At 72.9% G+C, this 17554-nt stretch carries 17 protein-coding genes; 10 read left to right on the forward strand and 7 right to left on the reverse strand.

All coding sequences use genetic code 11. The features are described from left to right. The first annotated feature begins 12 nt into the window (after positions 1–12). The 3 genes from solA to Aco04nite_RS11120 are packed head-to-tail and all read left to right on the forward strand — an operon-like array spanning position 13 to position 3504. Positions 13–1170 carry an N-methyl-L-tryptophan oxidase gene (solA, locus tag Aco04nite_RS11110; RefSeq protein WP_212997107.1) on the forward strand — a complete coding sequence of 386 codons (1158 nt, stop codon included), beginning with the start codon at positions 13–15 and terminating at the stop codon, positions 1168–1170. Between the two features lie 6 nt (positions 1171–1176). Beyond that, entirely contained in the window at positions 1177–2277 is a 1101-nt protein-coding gene (locus Aco04nite_RS11115; RefSeq protein WP_212997108.1) for an aromatic ring-hydroxylating oxygenase subunit alpha, read from the forward strand. Between the two features lie 54 nt (positions 2278–2331). Continuing rightward, positions 2332–3504 carry an MFS transporter gene (locus tag Aco04nite_RS11120; RefSeq protein ID WP_212997109.1) on the forward strand — a complete coding sequence of 391 codons (1173 nt, stop codon included), beginning with the start codon at positions 2332–2334 and terminating at the stop codon, positions 3502–3504. Here Aco04nite_RS11120 and Aco04nite_RS11125 read toward each other — a convergent pair. After that, the gene (locus tag Aco04nite_RS11125; RefSeq protein WP_212997110.1) at positions 3474–3959 is read right to left on the reverse strand and encodes a GNAT family N-acetyltransferase; all 486 of its coding nucleotides are present in this window, start codon (positions 3957–3959) and stop codon (positions 3474–3476) included. The two genes, Aco04nite_RS11120 and Aco04nite_RS11125, sit on opposite strands and share 31 nt — an antisense overlap. 32 nt (positions 3960–3991) lie before the next feature. On the opposite strand from Aco04nite_RS11125, the gene Aco04nite_RS11130 reads away from it, so the two are divergent. Beyond that, on the forward strand, positions 3992–4384 hold the full coding sequence (locus tag Aco04nite_RS11130) for a VOC family protein (RefSeq protein ID WP_212997111.1): 393 nt from the start codon (positions 3992–3994) through the stop codon (positions 4382–4384). 3 nt (positions 4385–4387) lie between these two features. On the opposite strand, the gene Aco04nite_RS11135 is transcribed toward Aco04nite_RS11130, so the two are convergent. After that, positions 4388–5029, reverse strand: coding sequence for a TetR/AcrR family transcriptional regulator (locus Aco04nite_RS11135; protein ID WP_212997112.1), 642 nt, complete (start codon positions 5027–5029; stop codon positions 4388–4390). A gap of 63 nt (positions 5030–5092) precedes the next feature. Between Aco04nite_RS11135 and Aco04nite_RS11140 the strand changes: the two genes are divergently transcribed. After that, entirely contained in the window at positions 5093–6493 is a 1401-nt protein-coding gene (locus Aco04nite_RS11140) for an MFS transporter (protein ID WP_212997113.1), read from the forward strand. Here Aco04nite_RS11140 and Aco04nite_RS11145 read toward each other — a convergent pair. After that, positions 6480–6947 carry a MarR family winged helix-turn-helix transcriptional regulator gene (locus Aco04nite_RS11145; protein WP_212997114.1) on the reverse strand — a complete coding sequence of 156 codons (468 nt, stop codon included), beginning with the start codon at positions 6945–6947 and terminating at the stop codon, positions 6480–6482. The genes Aco04nite_RS11140 and Aco04nite_RS11145 overlap by 14 nt on opposite strands. A 24-nt stretch (positions 6948–6971) precedes the next feature. Between Aco04nite_RS11145 and Aco04nite_RS11150 the strand changes: the two genes are divergently transcribed. Further along, complete coding sequence (locus Aco04nite_RS11150; RefSeq protein WP_212997115.1) at positions 6972–7634, forward strand: hypothetical protein; 663 nt, start codon at positions 6972–6974, stop codon at positions 7632–7634. Here Aco04nite_RS11150 and Aco04nite_RS11155 read toward each other — a convergent pair. Next, positions 7586–8287, reverse strand: coding sequence for a hypothetical protein (locus Aco04nite_RS11155; RefSeq protein ID WP_212997116.1), 702 nt, complete (start codon positions 8285–8287; stop codon positions 7586–7588). The two genes, Aco04nite_RS11150 and Aco04nite_RS11155, sit on opposite strands and share 49 nt — an antisense overlap. Before the next feature lie 43 nt (positions 8288–8330). Between Aco04nite_RS11155 and Aco04nite_RS11160 the strand changes: the two genes are divergently transcribed. Then, positions 8331–8573: a hypothetical protein gene (locus Aco04nite_RS11160; protein ID WP_212997117.1), complete on the forward strand. Its 243-nt coding sequence runs from the start codon at positions 8331–8333 to the stop codon at positions 8571–8573. 125 nt (positions 8574–8698) lie between these two features. Here Aco04nite_RS11160 and Aco04nite_RS11165 read toward each other — a convergent pair whose 3' ends face one another. The 3 genes from Aco04nite_RS11165 to Aco04nite_RS11175 are packed head-to-tail and all read right to left on the reverse strand — an operon-like array spanning position 8699 to position 10279. Continuing rightward, entirely contained in the window at positions 8699–8911 is a 213-nt protein-coding gene (locus Aco04nite_RS11165; protein WP_212997118.1) for a hypothetical protein, read from the reverse strand. A 16-nt stretch (positions 8912–8927) separates the two neighbouring features. Further along, positions 8928–9731: a zf-HC2 domain-containing protein gene (locus Aco04nite_RS11170; protein ID WP_212997119.1), complete on the reverse strand. Its 804-nt coding sequence runs from the start codon at positions 9729–9731 to the stop codon at positions 8928–8930. Next, positions 9728–10279, reverse strand: coding sequence for an RNA polymerase sigma factor (locus Aco04nite_RS11175; RefSeq protein WP_212997120.1), 552 nt, complete (start codon positions 10277–10279; stop codon positions 9728–9730). Before Aco04nite_RS11175 ends, Aco04nite_RS11170 begins: the two co-directional genes overlap by 4 nt. Before the next feature lie 195 nt (positions 10280–10474). On the opposite strand from Aco04nite_RS11175, the gene Aco04nite_RS11180 reads away from it, so the two are divergent. Genes Aco04nite_RS11180 through Aco04nite_RS11190 form a run of 3 tightly spaced genes read left to right on the forward strand, consistent with a single transcriptional unit; the run spans position 10475 to position 17552 of the window. Beyond that, positions 10475–12013 carry a DUF2397 domain-containing protein gene (locus tag Aco04nite_RS11180; protein ID WP_244875888.1) on the forward strand — a complete coding sequence of 513 codons (1539 nt, stop codon included), beginning with the start codon at positions 10475–10477 and terminating at the stop codon, positions 12011–12013. Next, positions 12010–13140, forward strand: coding sequence for a TIGR02678 family protein (locus tag Aco04nite_RS11185; protein WP_212997121.1), 1131 nt, complete (start codon positions 12010–12012; stop codon positions 13138–13140). Before Aco04nite_RS11180 ends, Aco04nite_RS11185 begins: the two co-directional genes overlap by 4 nt. After that, positions 13137–17552, forward strand: a complete 4416-nt coding sequence (locus Aco04nite_RS11190) for an SbcC/MukB-like Walker B domain-containing protein (RefSeq protein ID WP_212997122.1) — start codon at positions 13137–13139, stop codon at positions 17550–17552. Before Aco04nite_RS11185 ends, Aco04nite_RS11190 begins: the two co-directional genes overlap by 4 nt. The last annotated feature ends 2 nt before the right edge of the window (positions 17553–17554 follow it).

Here is a 17554-nt window from a genome sequence, read left to right on the forward strand (position 1 = left end):
GGGTTCACTGACTTGGCGACTTACGACGTCATCGTGGTGGGGCTGGGCGGCATGGGTAGCTCGGCCGCCTATCACCTCGCCGCCCGCGGCAAACGGGTCCTCGGCCTGGAGAAATTCGGCCCCGCCCACGATCAGGGCGCCAGCCACGGCGGCTCCCGGATCACGCGGCAGTCCTACTTCGAGAGCCCGGAATACGTGCCGCTGCTGCTGCGGGCCTACGAGTTGTGGGACGGCCTGAAGCAGGACTCCGGCCGCGACGTGATCAGCCTGACCGGCGGGGTGATGGTCGGGCGCCCGGAGAGCCTGACCGTCGCCGGCAGCCTGCGCAGCGCCCAGCAGTGGGGCCTGGAGCACGAGATGCTCGACGCCGGGCAGCTGCGCCGCCGCTTCCCGGCCATGGCGCCCGGCCCGCAGGAGGTGGCTCTCTACGAGGCGAAGGCCGGTTTCGTACGCCCGGAGGAGACCGTCTCGGCCCACCTGGAACTGGCGGCGAAGCACGGCGCGGACCTGCACTTCCACGAGCCGATGACGAGCTGGGAGACCACCGCCGACGGCGGCGTGCGGGTGGAGACTGCGTCGGGGAGCTACACCGCCGGGCACCTGGTCGTCACGCCCGGCCCGTGGGCGCCGGAGCTGCTCGCCGAGCTCGGTGTGCCGTTCCTGATCGAGCGGCAGGTGCAGTACTGGTTCCAGCCGGGTGGCGGGGTCGGGCCCTTCGAGCCGGCGAACTTCCCGATCTACATCTGGGAGGACGCCGACGGGAGCCAGGTCTACGGTTTCCCGGCGATCGACGGCCCGGACGGCGGCGCGAAGATCGCGTTCTTCCGCCGGGGTGTGCCGACCACCCCGGCGACCATCGACCGCGAGGTGCATCAGCCCGAGATCGACGCCATGGCCGAGCGCACCCGGCGGCACTTCCCGGACCTGCCCGGCACGTTCCTGCGCGCGAAGACCTGTCTCTACAGCAACACACCGGACGAGCACTTCGTCATCGCCCCGCACCCGGGCTCCACGTCGGTGACGGTGGCCTGCGGTTTCTCCGGGCACGGCTTCAAATTCGTCCCGGTGGTCGGCGAGATCCTCGCCGACCTGGCGACCACGGGCGCGACGGCGCACCCGATCGCCCTGTTCGATCCGCACCGTTTCGCGTCGCACCTGACCCAGGGGTGAGTGCACATGAGCAGTCTTCTTCCGACGCTGCCAGGCCACTACTACACCGACCCTTCCCTCTTCGCGGTCGAACAGGACCGCATCTTCGCCGCCATGTGGTTCTGCGTGGTGCGCTCGTCGGACATCGCCACCCCCGGCGCCTTCCGCACGGTGCCGGTCGGGGGCGAGTCGGTGCTGGTGACCCGCAACTCCGCCGGAGCGGCCCGGGCCTTCCTCAACGTGTGCCGTCATCGTGGAGCCCAGCTTTGTGCCTCCCCTGAGGGGAGTGTCAAGCGCACTTTCCGTTGCGCGTATCACGCCTGGGCGTACGACCTGGACGGCCGGCTGGTGGCCGCACCGAACCTGGTCAAGATGCCCGACGTCGACCGGGTCGAATACGGTCTCCGCAACGTCCACGTTCGCGAATGGCTCGGCTACGTCTGGGTCTGCCTCGCGGACGTTCCGCCGTCGTTCGAGGACGAGGTGCAGGGCGCCTGCGTGGAGCGGCTGGGGGACCTGGCCTCGGTCGAGCGGTACGGCATCGCCGATCTCGCCGTCGGCAGGCGCATCCGCTACGACGTGAAGGCCAACTGGAAGCTCATCATCGAGAACTTCATGGAGTGCTACCACTGCGCGACGATCCACCCCGAGCTGACCCACGTCCTGCCGGAGTTCGCCGGGGGCTACGCGGCGCAGTCGTACGTCGGGCACGGCGCGGAATTCGGCCCGGACGTCCAGGGCTTCACCGTCGACGGCAGCGCCGGGGTGCAGACCATCGCCGGCATCGACGAGTCCCAGGACCGCCGCTACTTCGCCGTCACGATCAAACCGCAGGTCTTCATCAACCTCGTCCCCGACCACGTCATCATCCACCGCATGTTCCCGCTCGCCGTGGACCGCACGATCGTGGAGTGCGACTGGCTCTACCTGCCGTCGGTGGTCGAGTCGGGCGTCGACCTCTCCCGCTCGGTCGAGCTCTTCGACCTCGTCAACCGCCAGGACTTCGAGGCCTGCGAGAGCTGCCAGCCGGGCATGGCCTCCCGCTCGTACGCCCGGGGCGGTGTGCTGGTCCCCAGCGAGCACCACATCTCCGAGTTCCACGAGTGGGCCCGCTCGAAGATCGCGTGAGAACGCCGGGGCCCCCGGCAACCCTCCGGAGGCCCCGGGCGCAGAATCATGATCATGCCGGCTGACTTCACGCTCCGGTCGGTCGCGCTCACCGCGTACGGTCCGTCGTTGCTCTATGGGTTCTCCTCGGGTCTGACCGCGCCGGTGATCGCGCTCACCGCGATCCACCGCGGGGCTTCCGTTGCCGTTGCCGGGCTGATCGTGGCGCTGATGGGGATCGGCTCGCTCGTGGCGAACATCCCCGCGGGCGTGCTCACCACGCGGTACGGCGAACGCCTCGCCATGATCGGCGCCTCCGTCCTCACGGCGGTGGGGCTGGGGCTCTGCGTGATCGACGTGGGGCTGTGGCCGTTCGCTGCCGGGGTGCTGGCGATCGGCGTGGCCGGGGCGGTGTTCCAGCTGGCGCGGCAGTCGTACCTGACGGAAGTGGTGCCGTTCGGTATGCGGGCGCGGGCGATGTCCACGCTCGGCGGCGTGGTGCGGATCGGCTCGTTCGTGGGTGCGTTCGCCGGAGCGGGGGCGATCACGCTATGGGGGCTCGACAGCGCGTACGTGCTGGCCCTGATCGCCATCGCCATCGCCGGAGTGATCACCTACGCGGTGCCGGACCTCACCGACCACGCTGCCACTGCCGCGGGAAGGGGCACGGTCTCGACCTGGTCGATCATCAAGGACCACAGGGGTACGCTCGCCACGCTCGGCGCCGGGGTCCTGCTGCTCGCAGCGATCCGGCAGACCCGTCAGGTGGTGGTCCCGCTCTGGGCCGAGCACCTGCACCTGAGTCCCAGCACGTCATCGGTCCTGTTCGGCGTCTCCGGCGCGATCGAGGCGCTCGCGTTCTACCCCGCCGGGCTGGTCATGGACCGCTGGGGCCGGCGCGCCGTCGCCGTCCCCTGCACCCTGATCATGGGCGTGTCGTTCCTGGTCATGCCGCTCACCCACGCGGCGGTCACCCTCGGCGTGGTCGCGGTCGTGATGGGCCTGGGCAACGGGATCGGCTCCGGCATCATCAACACGCTGGGCGCCGACAGCGCCCCCGCGCTCGGCCGCCCCACCTTCCTCGGGGTCTGGCGTGAGCTGGCCGACGGCGGCGCGGCGCTCGGCCCGCTGCTACTCTCCGCGGTGACGGGCATCGCGGGCCTCGCCGGCGGCATCGCGGTCTCCGGCCTGGTCGGGCTCGCTGCCGCGGCCGTGCTCTACCGCTTCGCGCCGAGAAGAATCCAGTAACGCCGGGCACCCTTACGGACATCGTCGAGTACGCCGCCCTGGCTCTCGATCGTCCGCGCCGACGCCTCGTTCCCGTCCGCGCACAGCACCAGAACCCGCTCCAGCCCCAGCTCCCGGGCCTCTCCGAGCATCGCGCCCAGCGCCCAGCTCGCCAGCCCCCGCCGCCGCGCACCCGGGCGGATGCCGTACCCGAGATGCCCCATCGGCGGAGCCGACCCGTCCGGTTGCTGACGCAGCGCGATCCCGCCCTGCACCCGGCCGTCCTCGACGACCCACCGGAACAGCGCCGGCGAAGCCGCCAGCCGCGCCGTCCAGGCCGCGAACCCCGCCCCGGACTCGACCTCGTCACCGTCCTGCAGCCCGAACCCGTCCTCGTGCCGCCCAGGCCCCCACTCCCGGTGCGCCTCCAGCCACGCGGCGTGCAGACGGACGGTGGGCTCAACCAGCTCGGGCATCCGACGACGATAGCGCCGCCTATGCTGGCCCGGTGCAGATCAACCTCGTGTCCCTGATCGTCGAGGCGTACGACCCCGCGATCGAGTTCTTCACCCGGGCCCTCGGCTTCGACCTCGTCGAGGATTCCGCGTCGCTGACGAACGACGGCCGCCCCAAGCGCTGGGTCGTGGTCCGGCCGCCGGGTGCGGAGACCGGCATCCTGCTCGCCCAGGCCGACGGCGAGGAGCAGCGCGCCGCGATCGGCAAGCAGCTCGCCGGACGGGTCGGGTTCTTCCTCACCGTCGACGACTTCGACGAGCAGTACCAGCGGATGGTCGAGGCCGGGGTCGAGTTCCTGGAGGAGCCGCGCTCCGAGCCGTACGGCAAGGTCGTCGTCTTCCGCGACATCGCCGGCAACTCCTGGGACCTGCTCGGTCCCGCCTGACGCTCAGGCGGAGAGCAGTCCGTCGACCAGGGCGCGGAGCCCCCGGGGATAGGTGTCGCGGGCTGCCAGGGCGGGCCATCGGGGACCGATGGCTGCCAGGTGCGGGAGCTCGGCGGCGTCGAAGGCGGTGAAGTCGCCGTCGGCGCGGCGCCGGGCGGAGCGGACGAGGATCTCGCCGACCGTGTAGTACCAGATGCCGCGGAAGACGTCGACGGCCTGCTCCTGCGTACACCCGTGGTCGACGGCACCGGCGATGACGGCCTCGACGAGGCGCAGGGCGGGCCGGCCGAGCAGGCCGACAAAACCGTCGGTGGTGAGGATCCCGGTGACCCAGGGCCAGGCGGCGAGCGCGTCGTGCATCGCGGTCGCCGCCGCGAGGATCCGGTCCCTCGGATCGTCGGGCAGATCCCACTGCGGGAGCTCCTCCGCGTACGCGTTGAGCAGCTGAAGCAGCAGATCCTCCTTGTCCCGCACGTGGTGGTAGAGGGTCGTCGACCCGATGCCCAGCTCGGCGGCCAGCCCGCGCACGGTCAGTTTCTCCCAGCCGTCCCGGTCGATCAGCCGTCGCGTGGCGGCCAGGATCTGCGCCCGGGAGGTCACGGGCGGGCGGCCGGTGCGGCCCTGCGGGGAGTCTGATCGGGGCACCGGCACATTGTCGCTTTTCCCGAGCGCTCGACAGCGGGCAACCCCGTCACCTACTTTCGGAACATGTTCCTAAAGTCATCGGGCGCCACCCTCGCCGCGGTCGCCGTCGTGCAGTTCATGGTCTCCGTGGACCTCTCGGTCGTGAACGTCGGACTCCCCCGCATCGCCAGCGGCCTCGGCTTCAGCGCTGCCGGGCTGACCTGGGTGATCCACGCCTATGCCCTGGCCTTCGGCGGTCTGCTCCTGCTCGGAGGCAAAGCAGCCGACAGGTACGGCCGCAAGCGCGTCCTTCTCGCCGGGCTGGCGGCGTTCGGCGTCGCCTCCCTCGCCGGCGGCTTCGCCCAGAACCCCGGCCAGCTCGTGGCGGCCCGCGCCGCCCAGGGCATCGGCGCCGCCGCCCTGGCACCCGCGGCGCTGGCCCTGCTGACCGCCACATTTCCCACCGGCAGGCCGCGGCTGCGCGCGTTCGGGGTGTGGAGTGCGATGAACGCGGCCGGGGGCGCGCTCGGCGTCCTGATCGGCGGCGTGCTCACCGAATACGCCGGCTGGCGCTGGGTGATGTTCGTCAGCGTCCCGATGGCCGCCACCGCCCTGGCCCTCACCGCACGCGGTGTCACCGCCGACCGGCCCGTGGCCCCGGACGGCCGCCCGGACGTGTGGGGCGCGATCCTCGCCACGGCCGGAACGGGTCTACTGGTATTCGGCACAGTGCGCACCGACCGGTACGCCTGGACCTCCCCGGTCACCCTGCTGACGCTGGCGATCGCCGCCGCCCTGCTGACCGCTTTCGTCCTCGTCGAACGCCGGACCACCCGCGACCCGCTGATCCGCCCCGGGCTGCTCGCCGGACGCCCGGTCGCCGGCGCCAACGCGTACAACCTGCTGCTCGGCGCCGCCATGACAGCGGCGTTCTACTTCGCCTCGCTCTACCTGCAGCGCGTCCTGGAGATCGGCCCCGCACGGACCGGGCTCATGTTCCTGCCGTTCGCCCTCGGCGTCATCGCCGGCGCCGTCCTCGCCGTCAAGCTCGGCGCCCGCCACACACCCCGGGCCCTGCTGATCGCCGGAGCCCTCCTGGCCGCCGCCGGATTCGCCTGGTTCAGCCTGATCAGCCCCGGCGGCACGTTCACCACCGACATCCTCGGCCCGTCGATCGTGGCCGGCACCGGCTTCGGCATCTGCCTCGGCACGGTCGTCGCCACCGCCACCGCCGGCGTCGCACCCCACGAAGCCGGAGCGGCCTCCAGCCTGCTCAACAGCTCCCGTCAGATCGGCGCCTCCCTGGGACTCGCCGCTCTCAGCACCGCCGCCCAGCACCGCACGGGCACCACCCCCACCCCGCAGACCCTCACCGACGGGTACGCCTTCGCGTTCACCCTCAGCGCCGCACTCCTGCTCGCCGCGGCCCTCATCGCGTTCACGGTCCTGCGAGACCGCCACCCGGTAACCCTCACCGCGCCGTGATGTTGCCGATCATCCGCCGCATCACCCTGAGCGCGGCGACGTACTCCTCATCGGACACACCCTCGTGAACCTGCCCCCGCATCCCGGTCACCAACTCCTTGATCCGCGCCTGCCCGTCCCGCCCCGCCCCCGTCAGCGACAACCGCCCGGCCTCATCCGCCGAGACCCATCCCCGCGCGAGCAGCTGGTCCACCGCCCGCGGCACGTCATGCGGGGTGTCCGCGACATCCGCCAGCTGCGCGGTGACCTCGTCGCGGGTGAGACCAGCACCCTGATCCACCCGGGTCAGCGTCCACCACTGCGGCTGCGTGACATCGATGCCGGCCATGGCGTCCCGCAGGTGATTCACCACCGCCTTGTGCAGCGCCCCACTCCAATACCCGATCGGCTGCGCCGCGAGCGCCTCATCCGCCGCGAAAGGATCCGCCGTCGCCTGCACCCCACGCAATTCCATACCGTCGACACTAGTGTTCTTCCCGTGCACATCGAGATCATGGAGGGCCGGCTCGTCGAGGCCTCCGGTACGCACCGACGCGCCTTCGGCGAGTTCACCGGCCCGCACGGCGAGCTCGCCTCGTACGCGTTCGGCTGGACCACCGGCGACGAGCCACGCGTTGCCACCCTGACCATCGGCATCGGCGCGGGCCATCCGGGCGGCGGCACGTTCCACGCGATGCTGTCCGAACGCGGGTTCTCGCTCACCGACCAGCCGTTCGAGCAGGTGCCCCAGGGCGGCCCGGACCTCACCGCGGAACAGGCCCGCGCGCACGAGGATCTGCCGTTCGTGTGGTGGGTCGCCGACCACGTCATGGAACGCGACCGCCGCGCACAATGGATGCGGCACTGGCTCCTGGGCACCAGCGCCGTCCAGACGCTGGAGGTCTCCGAGCGCCGCGAGCCCGTCCTCCTGATCTCCCACGACGCCGGCGACGACATGTGGCAGCTCATCGGGACGACATCCGCATCCGTCAGCACCGGCAGGATCGGCCACCTGCACCACGCCGTGGACCACGACCGGACCCTGCTCGACGTCCTCGCCCTGCCACCCGGCCACAGCGCGGAACGAAGCCACGTCGGGGGCGCCTGGGCCGCTCAGGAGGACAACGGCACGAGCCCGCCCTCAGTGCCAAAGAACAAATAAGGCCGAAGCTCCGGGTACGCGACCAGCACGCGATCCAGTTCCGCCGGCGCCCCGCCACCCACGGCCAGCACGGGCTGCGCGCCGAGCAGATCGCGCAGCCCCGAATAGGGCCACGCGGTGCTGAGCAGTTTCCTGAGCTGGACGAGGACAGCCACCGAACCCGGCGGCACCCCGTCAACATAGATGTCCGCGACCGCGGGCAGATTCCAGGCGGCCGTCGTACCGCTGCGCCCGCACCCGGGGAAGTGCCTCGCCGCAGCGCCTCCCCGACCACTCCACCATTCCGTGTCGATCACCACGTCGCCGCCCTCGAGCAGGTCCTCCGCCACGACGGGAGCGGGACCACGGACAGCGACGGCGACAACCTCCTCCGGAAGGACAACGCCGTGCTCCTCGACGTAGTGCGCGAGCCCCTCCGGCCACACGAAATGCTCGCCGTCGGTCAGCTCGGTGGTCCCGTTCGCAACGCCGCACAGCCGGCACACCGACCACCCCGCCGTGGCGACGAAGCACGTCCCGGACCGCAGATACGTGGCAACCGCCCGCTGCACGTCGAGGTCGACGCCGGCATCCACAAACTCGCAGACGTCGGGCAGCCCGTCCTCGATCCCCGGCCCGTCCCAGTACCCGATCAGTCTCAGCGCCCCGGCCATTCCCCACCCCCGTCACGTTCAGGCGGCTCACCATAATGCTCTGATGGCTTTCGAGGACGATCTGGCCGACTGGACCCACTGGGACGGCGCCGCGTTCCGGCTGGGCAGGGCCCTGGGCCTGTTCACGGACCGGGGTTTCACCGAATCCAAATGGGTCTTCTGGACAGCCAACCCACTGGGCGACGGCCTGCACGAAGCCCTGCTGGCCCTCGTGCAGGCGGGCGTGCTCGACCGCCGCGAGGAGCCCGACGACGAGCAATTCCGCTGGCACAGCCCCGATGCCTGAGCTTTACCAGTCGATTGCGGTCTTCACCAGCTCGGCAACCTGGCGCGGAGTGCCGGTACCCGCGTCGACGGTCACGTCCTCGATGCGGGCCTGATCGAGGACGTGCTCCAGATCGCCGGAGCGTTTCAGGAACCGGCCCAGCCCGGCGGCGTCGGTCGCCTGCCGCCGGATGAGGCGTTGCCGGACGGTCGGCAGGGCCAGGACCGGCGCAGCCAGTCGACGTCGATGATCGCCAACGGGATCGCGTCCTCGATCAGCAGATCGCCCAGCGCTTCCGCCATGGTTGTCCTGCCCGCACCGACGGTGCCCGTGATGAGCAGCGCCCTCGCATCAGCCACCCGCTGAATCCACGGGTCAGTTGCGGCTGGCGAGGCGTCGATAGTCGCCGGCGCGCGTCAACGCGAACGCGAGCAGGCCGACGGTGGCCAGGGCCCAGGCCGGGATGCTGCCCGCGTGCAGCAGGACCGGAAGGTTACGGGTCAGCAGGCTGGGCACGACGACCAGGATCAGCCAGGCCGTGCCCACGCTCATGGCCGCGAGCTGGACGCCGATCCGGCCGCCCAGTGCGATGGTCGCGGCGGTGCAGGCCAGCGATGGCAGCAGCACCAGCGCGATCGACGACTGCGTGACGGCACCGACAAGGGCGAGGACGGGAATCACGACGGCCAGCACCGCCGCCGTGCGCCGCAGCAGCATCGTCAGGCCCGCGGCCGGGGTGCTGGCGACCAGCTCCCAGGCCGGGTCGGCCCGCCGGCTCCAGGCCACCGCGACGCCGGGCAGGGGCAGGACGGGCGCGAGCAGCAGGACCAGGGACGGCAGCTCCGGTGCGAGTTGATCGAGGATGTACGCACAGGCGGCCAGCGCCGCCGTCATCGTGAGCCAGGGCACCAGGGCCCAGGCGAACCAGCGTCGTCGCACCGCGGACCAGGGTCGTGGTGCCGGCGCCGGGGCGGGGCCCTCGGCGATGCCGCGGTCGATCCCGGCGGCGACCAGGTCGAGCAGCGACCGGGTGCCGGGGCTCGCGGAGCGGGAGAGCTCGGCGCGGCACTGCGGGCAGGTCTCGAGGTGGGCCTCGACGGACCACACGGTGGCGTCGTCGAGCCCGGGGCCGCCATCCGCATACGCCGCGATGACCGAAGGGGTGGGGTGTGTGGTCATGACAATGCCTCCCGCAACGCCATCCGCGCTCGTCGCGCGCGGGTTTTCACAGTGCCCTCCGGCACGCCCAGCAGGACCGACGTCTCCCGGACCGAGAGGCCGTCGAGGACCATCGCCCGCAGCACCAGCCGCAGCTCCGCCGGCAGGACCAGCAGCGCCTGCTCGAGGTCCTGGCCGACCCGGCCCGCCATCACCTCGTCCTCCGCGGCGGGCGCCGTGGTCTCCGTCATCGGCACGGGCGGCACCTGCTGCTGGCGGGCCCGGCGCCGGAACGCGTCGACGAGGCGGTTGGCGGCGATGGTCCACACCCAGCCCACGGCGCTGCCCGCCGTGACCGTGCCCGCGAAGGTCCCGGCCGCCCGCCACACTGCCAGGTAGGTCTCCTGCAGCACGTCGGCGACCACGTCCTCGTCGGCGCACCGCCGGCGCAGCCGGACGGCGAGCCACGGCGAGGTGCGCCGGTAGAACTCGTCGAACGCGAGCCGGTCACCACCGGCGGTGCGCCGCACGAGTTCCTCGTCGTCGGCCGTATCCAGGCTTCGTCTCACATCAGGCAAGACGACGCGGCCTCCCGATCGGTTCTCGCTGGAAAGTGATCGTCGTCACACCAGGCCGTCTCTCAAAGTAAAAGGCATGGCACACGCCACTGCGGGCTCGGCGGGGCGGAAACCCGTCGTACCCCGACCCTATGCTCGCAGTTCATTCAGGGACGAGGCAGTTCATCCAGGGACGGGAGGGCAGCGGTGGAACCCACGATCACGATCGACGACGAGGACGAGGGCCTCTGGCAGTTCGCGGGGCTCCCCGGCGGGCTCCCGCAGGCCGCCTACCTGGTCGGCCCGCTCGCGGCGCAATACCGGCTGATCGTCGATGTGCTGCTCGCCCAGCAGGAGTTCACCCTGACCGGCGTCGCCGCCGCCGACCTGCCCGAGCTGCTGCGTGAGCACCTGCTCGCGAGGCGCGCCGACCCCGCGATCGTCGACGACCCCCGGTTCAACCTCGACGCCCGGATGCGCCGGTTGCGCGCCTGGGGGGTCGTCGACATCTGGCAGGACCGCGCCCGCCGCGACGAGGACTTCCTGCGCAACCTCGACCGTTACCAGCTCACCCCGGGCGCCGCTGACCTGCACCGGGCCGTGCGGAGCATGGGTGACGACATCGCCGACGAGGCCGCGGCCACCCTGGCGCCGAGCGTCCTGACCGCCCATCTGGCGACGCTGCGTGACACCGTGAGCAGCGATCCCGCCGCGGCTGCCGGGGCCTGGTCGGTCATCCAGACGACGCACCGGGCGATGGCCGACGCCGCCGCCGGGTGGCAGGCCCGGCTGGCCGGTGCCCAGGCGGGTGCGCCCGACCCGGGCAAGCTGGTGCAGGTCCAGGAGACGCTGCGGCGCTACGTCGAGATGTGGGGCGCCGGCGTCGACACCCATTCGGAGACCATCACGGCCCTGGTGAGAGGCCTGGCCGGGGCCGACTGGCGCCGGGTCGCCGTGCATTCGCTGGGCGCGAGCGCCGGCGACACCGCCATCGACGACCTGACCGCGTCCTACGCGCGCACGCTCGACGCGCTGGCCGGCTGGTTCGACGGGCCGCAGTGCCAGGCCCGCCGTCTGCGCCGGCAGATGCGGGACACGATCTCCCCTCTGGTGCGCGGCCAGCGCACTCTTGCCGCGGTCGGCGGGCACGTGTCCCGGCGCGCCGAGCTGCTGGCGCTCGCCGGGCGGCTCGAGGCGACCGGGGACGACGAGCAGGGCTGGTCGCTGTGGTGCGCGGCGACCGGGCTGTTCGAGGCGCGGCACCTGCCCGGGGTCGCCCCCGACCCGGCCGGGAACCCCGGCGCGACGTCGTTCTGGGAGGCCGAGCCGGTCCCGGTCGAGGCGCGGCTGCGCAAGCACGGGCACAAGGCGACCGGCGGGTCGGCCGCGCGCATCCAGGACAGGTCGGAGGGGCGGCGGGCGGCGAAGGCACGGGCTTCGGAGATCCAGTCAGCTGCCGCGCGTACGGAAGCCGCGGTTGTCGCCCGGTCCGGGCAGCGACTGTCGCAGTGGCGCAAGCTCAGCGGACCCGAATTGGATCTTGTCCTGGTCATGCTGGCGGTCGTCGCCGGGGCCCGCGCGGGCAAGGACGGCATCCGCAAGGCCCGCACCGGCGACGACCGGTGGGAGTTGCGCGCCGAGCCCGCACCCGAGGGCGCCCCGGCGGCCGTCGTGCACACCCCGGACGGGCGGCTCGTGCACCCCGACATCCGCCTGCACATCACCGCCGCGGGGAGGTTCGCGTGAACAGGGAGGCCCAGCGGGCGTTCGTCGGGCTGCTCGAACGGCCCCTGGTCACCCCCGCCACCGATCCGGAGCTGCTGCGGCTCGTGCTGCGCCACCTGCAGGCGGTCAGCGACAGCGCGCGGCGCCTCGGCTACCGGGTGCAACGCGTCGGCCGCGCCGTACGGATGATCAGGGTCCCGATCGACGGCACGGTGACGGCACCGCCACGCCCGGCCGACGCCCCCTCGCGGCGGGTCCTGGCCCTGGTCTGCTGTCTCGCCGCGTGCTGCGAGGAGATCTCCGAGACGGTCACCCTGCAGCGGCTCTCCGACATGGTCCGCGACCTGCTCGCGGCCCCCGGGCCGAGCGTCACCGGGTACGACCCGGACGAGCGCGCCCAGCGCAAGGCCCTGCGGGACGCCGCGAAGGTGCTCGACACGTGGGGTGTGCTGCACCGGCGCACCAGCGACGACTCGATGCTCGACGAGTGGACCGAGCGCGGGTCCGGGCCGGGCGCGGGCTACGACGTCGACCGCGACGCGCTGCTGCTGATGACCAGCCCGGACGTGCTCGACCTGGCGCTGAACCCGCAGGAGGCCCGGCACGAGGCGCTCGGGGTCCGCCAGCTGCGCGCGCTGATCGAGACACCGGCCGTGCTCTACGCGGACCTGCCAGGCGAGGAGGCCGACGAGCTGCGGGCGACCCGGGCGCGGCGGGCCGGTGAGGTGACCCAGCTGACGGGTGGTTACGTCGAGACACGGGCGGAGGGGCTGGTCGTGGTCCTGACCGACGACGAGCAGCAGGCGACCGTCGCGGAGTGGCCCCGCGCCCGCGCCGCGGACTGGGTCGCCCTGCTCATGGCCGACCTCGCCGGGCAGCACGGCACGCCCGCACCCGGCGGCACGGTCCGGCTCACCACGGAGCAGGTGGACGAGGTCGTCGCCGACCTCACCGAGTGGCGCGGCGAATACATGAACAAGGCCCAGAAGACCGTGCCCGGCACCGTACGGGCGGACGCCGAGGACCGCCTCACCGAGCTGGGCCTGCTCCGGGTCTCCCCCGACGGGACCTGGACGTTACTGCCCACCGCCGGCCGCTACCGCGCACCCGGCGTCACCATCACCGACAACACGGGAAGCCGAGCATGACACCCCTGGGACCGGCCGCCACCGACCGTCAGCTGGCCGCGTGGCGCGACGCCATGACCGGCCACGACCTGCCCGCGCCCGCCCGGGAGCGGTGGCAGGTGCTGCGCGGCGGCGTGGTCAACCTGTGGGAGTTCGACGTCGCGGAATACTGGTTCGCCGATGGCCGCGGCCAGTTCGTGGGCGCCAACCAGTCCGGCAAGTCGACGCTGATGGCGCTCACCACCCTGATCATGCTGGCCGGTGACCTGGACCGGCAGTACGTCGACACGTTCGGCCAGTCCGACAAGGCGTTCCGCTACTACGTCGAGCCCACCGACGACGCCCGCGACCGCCGCGACGCCACCGCCGCCACCAACCGGGGCTGGGCCTGGGTGGAATACGGCCGGCTCGGCGCGGACGGACCCGAGTTCTACACCACCTTGCTGTACGCCCAGGCCAAGCGCGGCGTCGCGGCCATGCCCCCGACCTGGATGATCTGCCGGGGCAGCGCCCGCGTCCGCGACGGGCTCGAGCTGGCCACCGGTCAGGCGGTCGTCGAGCCCAAGGAGCTGCACGACGTCGCGGGCATCACGGTCTTCGACAGCGGCCGCCGCTACGCCCAGCGCCTGGCCACCGAACTGTTCGGCTTCACCGACACCGACCGCTACGCGACCGTGCTGGAGATGCTGAAGGTCCTGCGCACCCCGCACCTGGGCCAGCGCCTCAACCCCGACTGGTTCACCCGGCAGATCCGCTCCGCGCTGCCCCCGATCGCCCGCTCCGAGGTGGAGGAGCTCGCCGAGGGCTGGCAACAGCTCGAACAGCTGCGTCGCGACCGGGATTCCGCGCGGGAGGCCCGCGACGCGATCGCCGGCTACGTGAACCGGGCGTGGAAGCCGTGGGCCGATTCCGTGCTGCGCCTGCACGCCGACGAGCTGCTCGACGCCGACGCCGCGGTCGCGCGGGCCGGGCGGGAGGTCGCCGGGGCCGACGGGCGGCTGGCGAAGGCGCGCCACGAGCTCGACGCCGAGTCCGGGCGCACGGACGAGTTGCTGCAGGCCGGGCGGGCCGCGCAGACGCGTTATGAGGAGTTGCTGCGCTCCAAGGCGTACCTGGATGCGGCGGGACGGGCCGACCACGCCGAGACGCTGCGCAAAGAGGCCGAGAGCGCCCGCCGGCACGCCCGTGTCGCCGCCGACCACGCCGGGCGGACCCTGGCGGAGAGCTCCCGGCGGGCCGGGCGGCTGCGGGAGGCCGAGCAGAGCGTGGCGGCCGCGCGGGGCCGCGCCCAGGCGATCGCCGATCACGCCGTGCAGAGCGTGTCCCGGGCCGGCCTCGGTGACGGCGCCGCCGACTGGATCGGACGCGGCGACGCCGACCGGCTGACCGCGGCGATCTCGGGGCGCCGGGGCAGCGTCTCGGTCCTGCGCAAACTGCTGCGCGCCGCCGCGAGAGCGGTCACGCTCTGGGAAGCCGCCGATGAGAAGGCCGCTGCGGCACGGCGGGAGTTCGCTGCACGCGACGAGGCCGCCGACGGTTCCGCGGAGCTGTTGTCGTCGGCGTTGCAGCAGCTGTCCGACGACCTCGAGCGATGGGCCGTGCAGGCCGGGCCCGCCGCGCCGGATGTCGCCACCCGGGAACGCTGGCTGGGACAGGTCACCGACATGGTCGGCACCAGGCGGCCACGCGCGGTGCTGCGCGGTCTGGTGACCGGGGAATGGCTCGAGCCCGCCGTCACGCCGCTGACCGAGCAGGTCGGGACGCTGCGCACCCAGGCCGTCGCCGCCGACCGCGCCGCCGCCGACGCCCTCGCCCTGGTCGAGCGGTTGTCCCAGGACCACGACCCCGCCCCGGCCGGCCCGCAACGGTGGACACGCCGCGAGCGGCCCGCATCCCCGTCGGCGGAGGGTGCTCCACTGTGGCGGCTGGTCGACCCGGTCGCCGGGTGTGATGTGGACGGGCTGGAGGCGGCACTCGACGCCGCCGGCCTCCTCGACGCCTGGGTCACCCCCGACGGCACCTGGTCCGCCGACCGCGACGGCCACGACACCGTCATCACCCTGCCCACCGCGTCCGGCCCACCCGACTCCGCTCCCCCAGCCGCGTCCGGCCCACCCCACTCCGCTCGCCCAGCCGCGTCCGGCTCTCCCGACTCTGCTCGCCCTGCCGCGTCCGGCTCTCCCGACTCTGCTCGCCCTGCCGCCGCTGCCTCTCCCGACTCTGCTCGTTCTGCCGCCGCCGGTTCCGCTCTCGCCGAATCGGGCGTGGGGAGTCTTGCCGAGGTGCTGCGGCCGGCGGAGGATGCCGGGGAGCTGGAGGCGGCGATCGGGCGCATTCTCGCCGGGATCGGATATGCGGCGGCGGGTCAGGAGCTTGCCGGGGCCGTGGCGGTGTCGGACGACGGGCGGTGGGTGACGCCGGTCGCCGCCGGACGGGCCGGCAAGGCGGTCGACGGGGCCGAGTTGCTGGGCGTCGCGGCCCGGGTGGCCGCGCGGCACCGGCGGATCGGGGAGCTGACGGCGCAGGCCGGGGAGTCACGGCGTACCGCTGAGGAGTTGCGGGCCGAGGCCACCCGGTTGAGTGAGCGGGTCTCGCAGCTGAGGGATCGCGCCGCTCAGGCGCCGGACGACGCCGACGCGATCGCCGCGGGCACGGCCGTCACCGCCGCGACCGCCGAACGGGATCGCGCCGAGGAGATCCTCGCCCGCGCCGGGGACGCGGCCGCCAAGGCCGGGGCCGCCTCCGCGGACGCCACGAGTGACCTGTCGGCACACGCCACCGGCGAGGGGTTGCCGGTCACCGACGACCTGCTCGACGTGGTCGCCGGCGAGCTGGACCAGGCCGCGCAGGCGGTCGCCGATCTCAGCCTCGCCCTCGCCGGGCGCACCTCCGCCGAACGCGACCTGGCCTCCAGCGCCGAAGCGGCGGCGTCGGCGGAAACAGCCGCCGCCGAGGCCGAGCACGCCGCAACCGAGGCCGCATCGGAGGCACGGACGGCCGAGCTCCGCGCTGCCGAGGCCTCGGTCGCGCGGGACGACGAGGAGCAGCTCGAGCTGGCCCGCAGCCTCGACGCCGAACGGGCGGAGATCGACGTGCGGGTCGATGCCAGCCGGAAGGCCGGCGTACGCCTCGCGGAGATCGCCGCCAAGGTCGCCGGTGAGGTCGAGCAGCGCAAACGGGAGGAGGCCGGTGCCGGACAGCGCCGGGCCTCGGCCCTGGACGCGTGGTGGGTGCCGGTCGGCTCGGGGCTCGCCGCGGCCCGTGAGCTGCCCGCACCGGCCGACCGGAGTCTGGGGTCCGCGCTGGAGCAGGCCCGGGTCGCCGCGCAGACGCTGCGACCGCTCAACTGGCCCGACACCGCGCAGGAGAAGGCGCGCCGGGCCCAGGCGGCGCTGGCGAAGGTGGTGGGCAATCCGGCTGCTGAGCTGCGTACGGTGCTGGAGGCCAGCGGGGGCCGATCGGTCCTCACCGCCACCCCGGAGGACGACGACGCGGGCCTGCCCGCCGTGCGCATCCTCGTCGACGCGTCCGGCACCCAGCACGCCCCCGCCGACGCGATCCGCCACCTCGACGACCTGGTCGCCGAGCTGGACACCGCGCACAACGAGAAGCTCGACCAGATCTACACCGAGCTGCTCTCGTCGACCTTCATCGACCACCTCAGCGACCGGGTGAAAAAGGTCCAGAGCCTGCTCAAACTCGTCAACCAGGTCCTCGAACGCCACCCCACCGGCGCCAACCGGACGACTTTGCGCCTGCGCCGGCACCCCGCCGAGGGCCAGCGCGCGGGCTACACCATCCTGCGCGCCCTCGAGAACGGCACGATCGACTCCTCCCAGGACGACATCCGCGCGTTCCTCGGCGACCGGGTCCGCGAGGCCCAGGAAGCCGGTCAGGGCAGCACCCAGGACTGGACGGAACACCTCGCCGGCCTGCTCGACTATCGCAACTGGTTCGACGTGGTCGCCGAGTTCCGCGTCGAGGGCAGCGACTTCAAGCCCCTGACCAAGCAGGTCCACGGCGTCGACTCCGGCGGCGGCAAGGTGGTCACCCTGCTCCAGCCGCTGCTGGCCACCCTCGTCGCGCTCTACACCGAATCCCCGGACTCGCCGCGCCCGCTCTGGCTCGACGAGGCCTTCGAGGGCGTCGACCCCGGCAACCGCGCGACGATGCTGCGCCTGCTGGTCGACTTCGACCTGGACTTCCTGCTCGCGGGCCCGGCCCCGCTGGTCGCGGCGGCCCAGGTCCCGGCCGCCGCGGTCTGGATCATCTCCCGAGCGCCCGCCCCGGCCCCCGGGGTCGACCTGTCCCTCATGCTCTGGGCAGGCCGCACCCTGGAACAGATCGTCGTCCCCGACCACGCCGGCCGCGCCCTGACCCCACGCCGCTCCCCCGAGGAAACCGGCCCCGACCTCTTCGCCGACCTCGACTGACG

Origin of the sequence: Winogradskya consettensis (genome assembly GCF_018332715.1) — a bacterium.
Taxonomy (GTDB): domain Bacteria; phylum Actinomycetota; class Actinomycetes; order Mycobacteriales; family Micromonosporaceae; genus Actinoplanes; species Actinoplanes consettensis.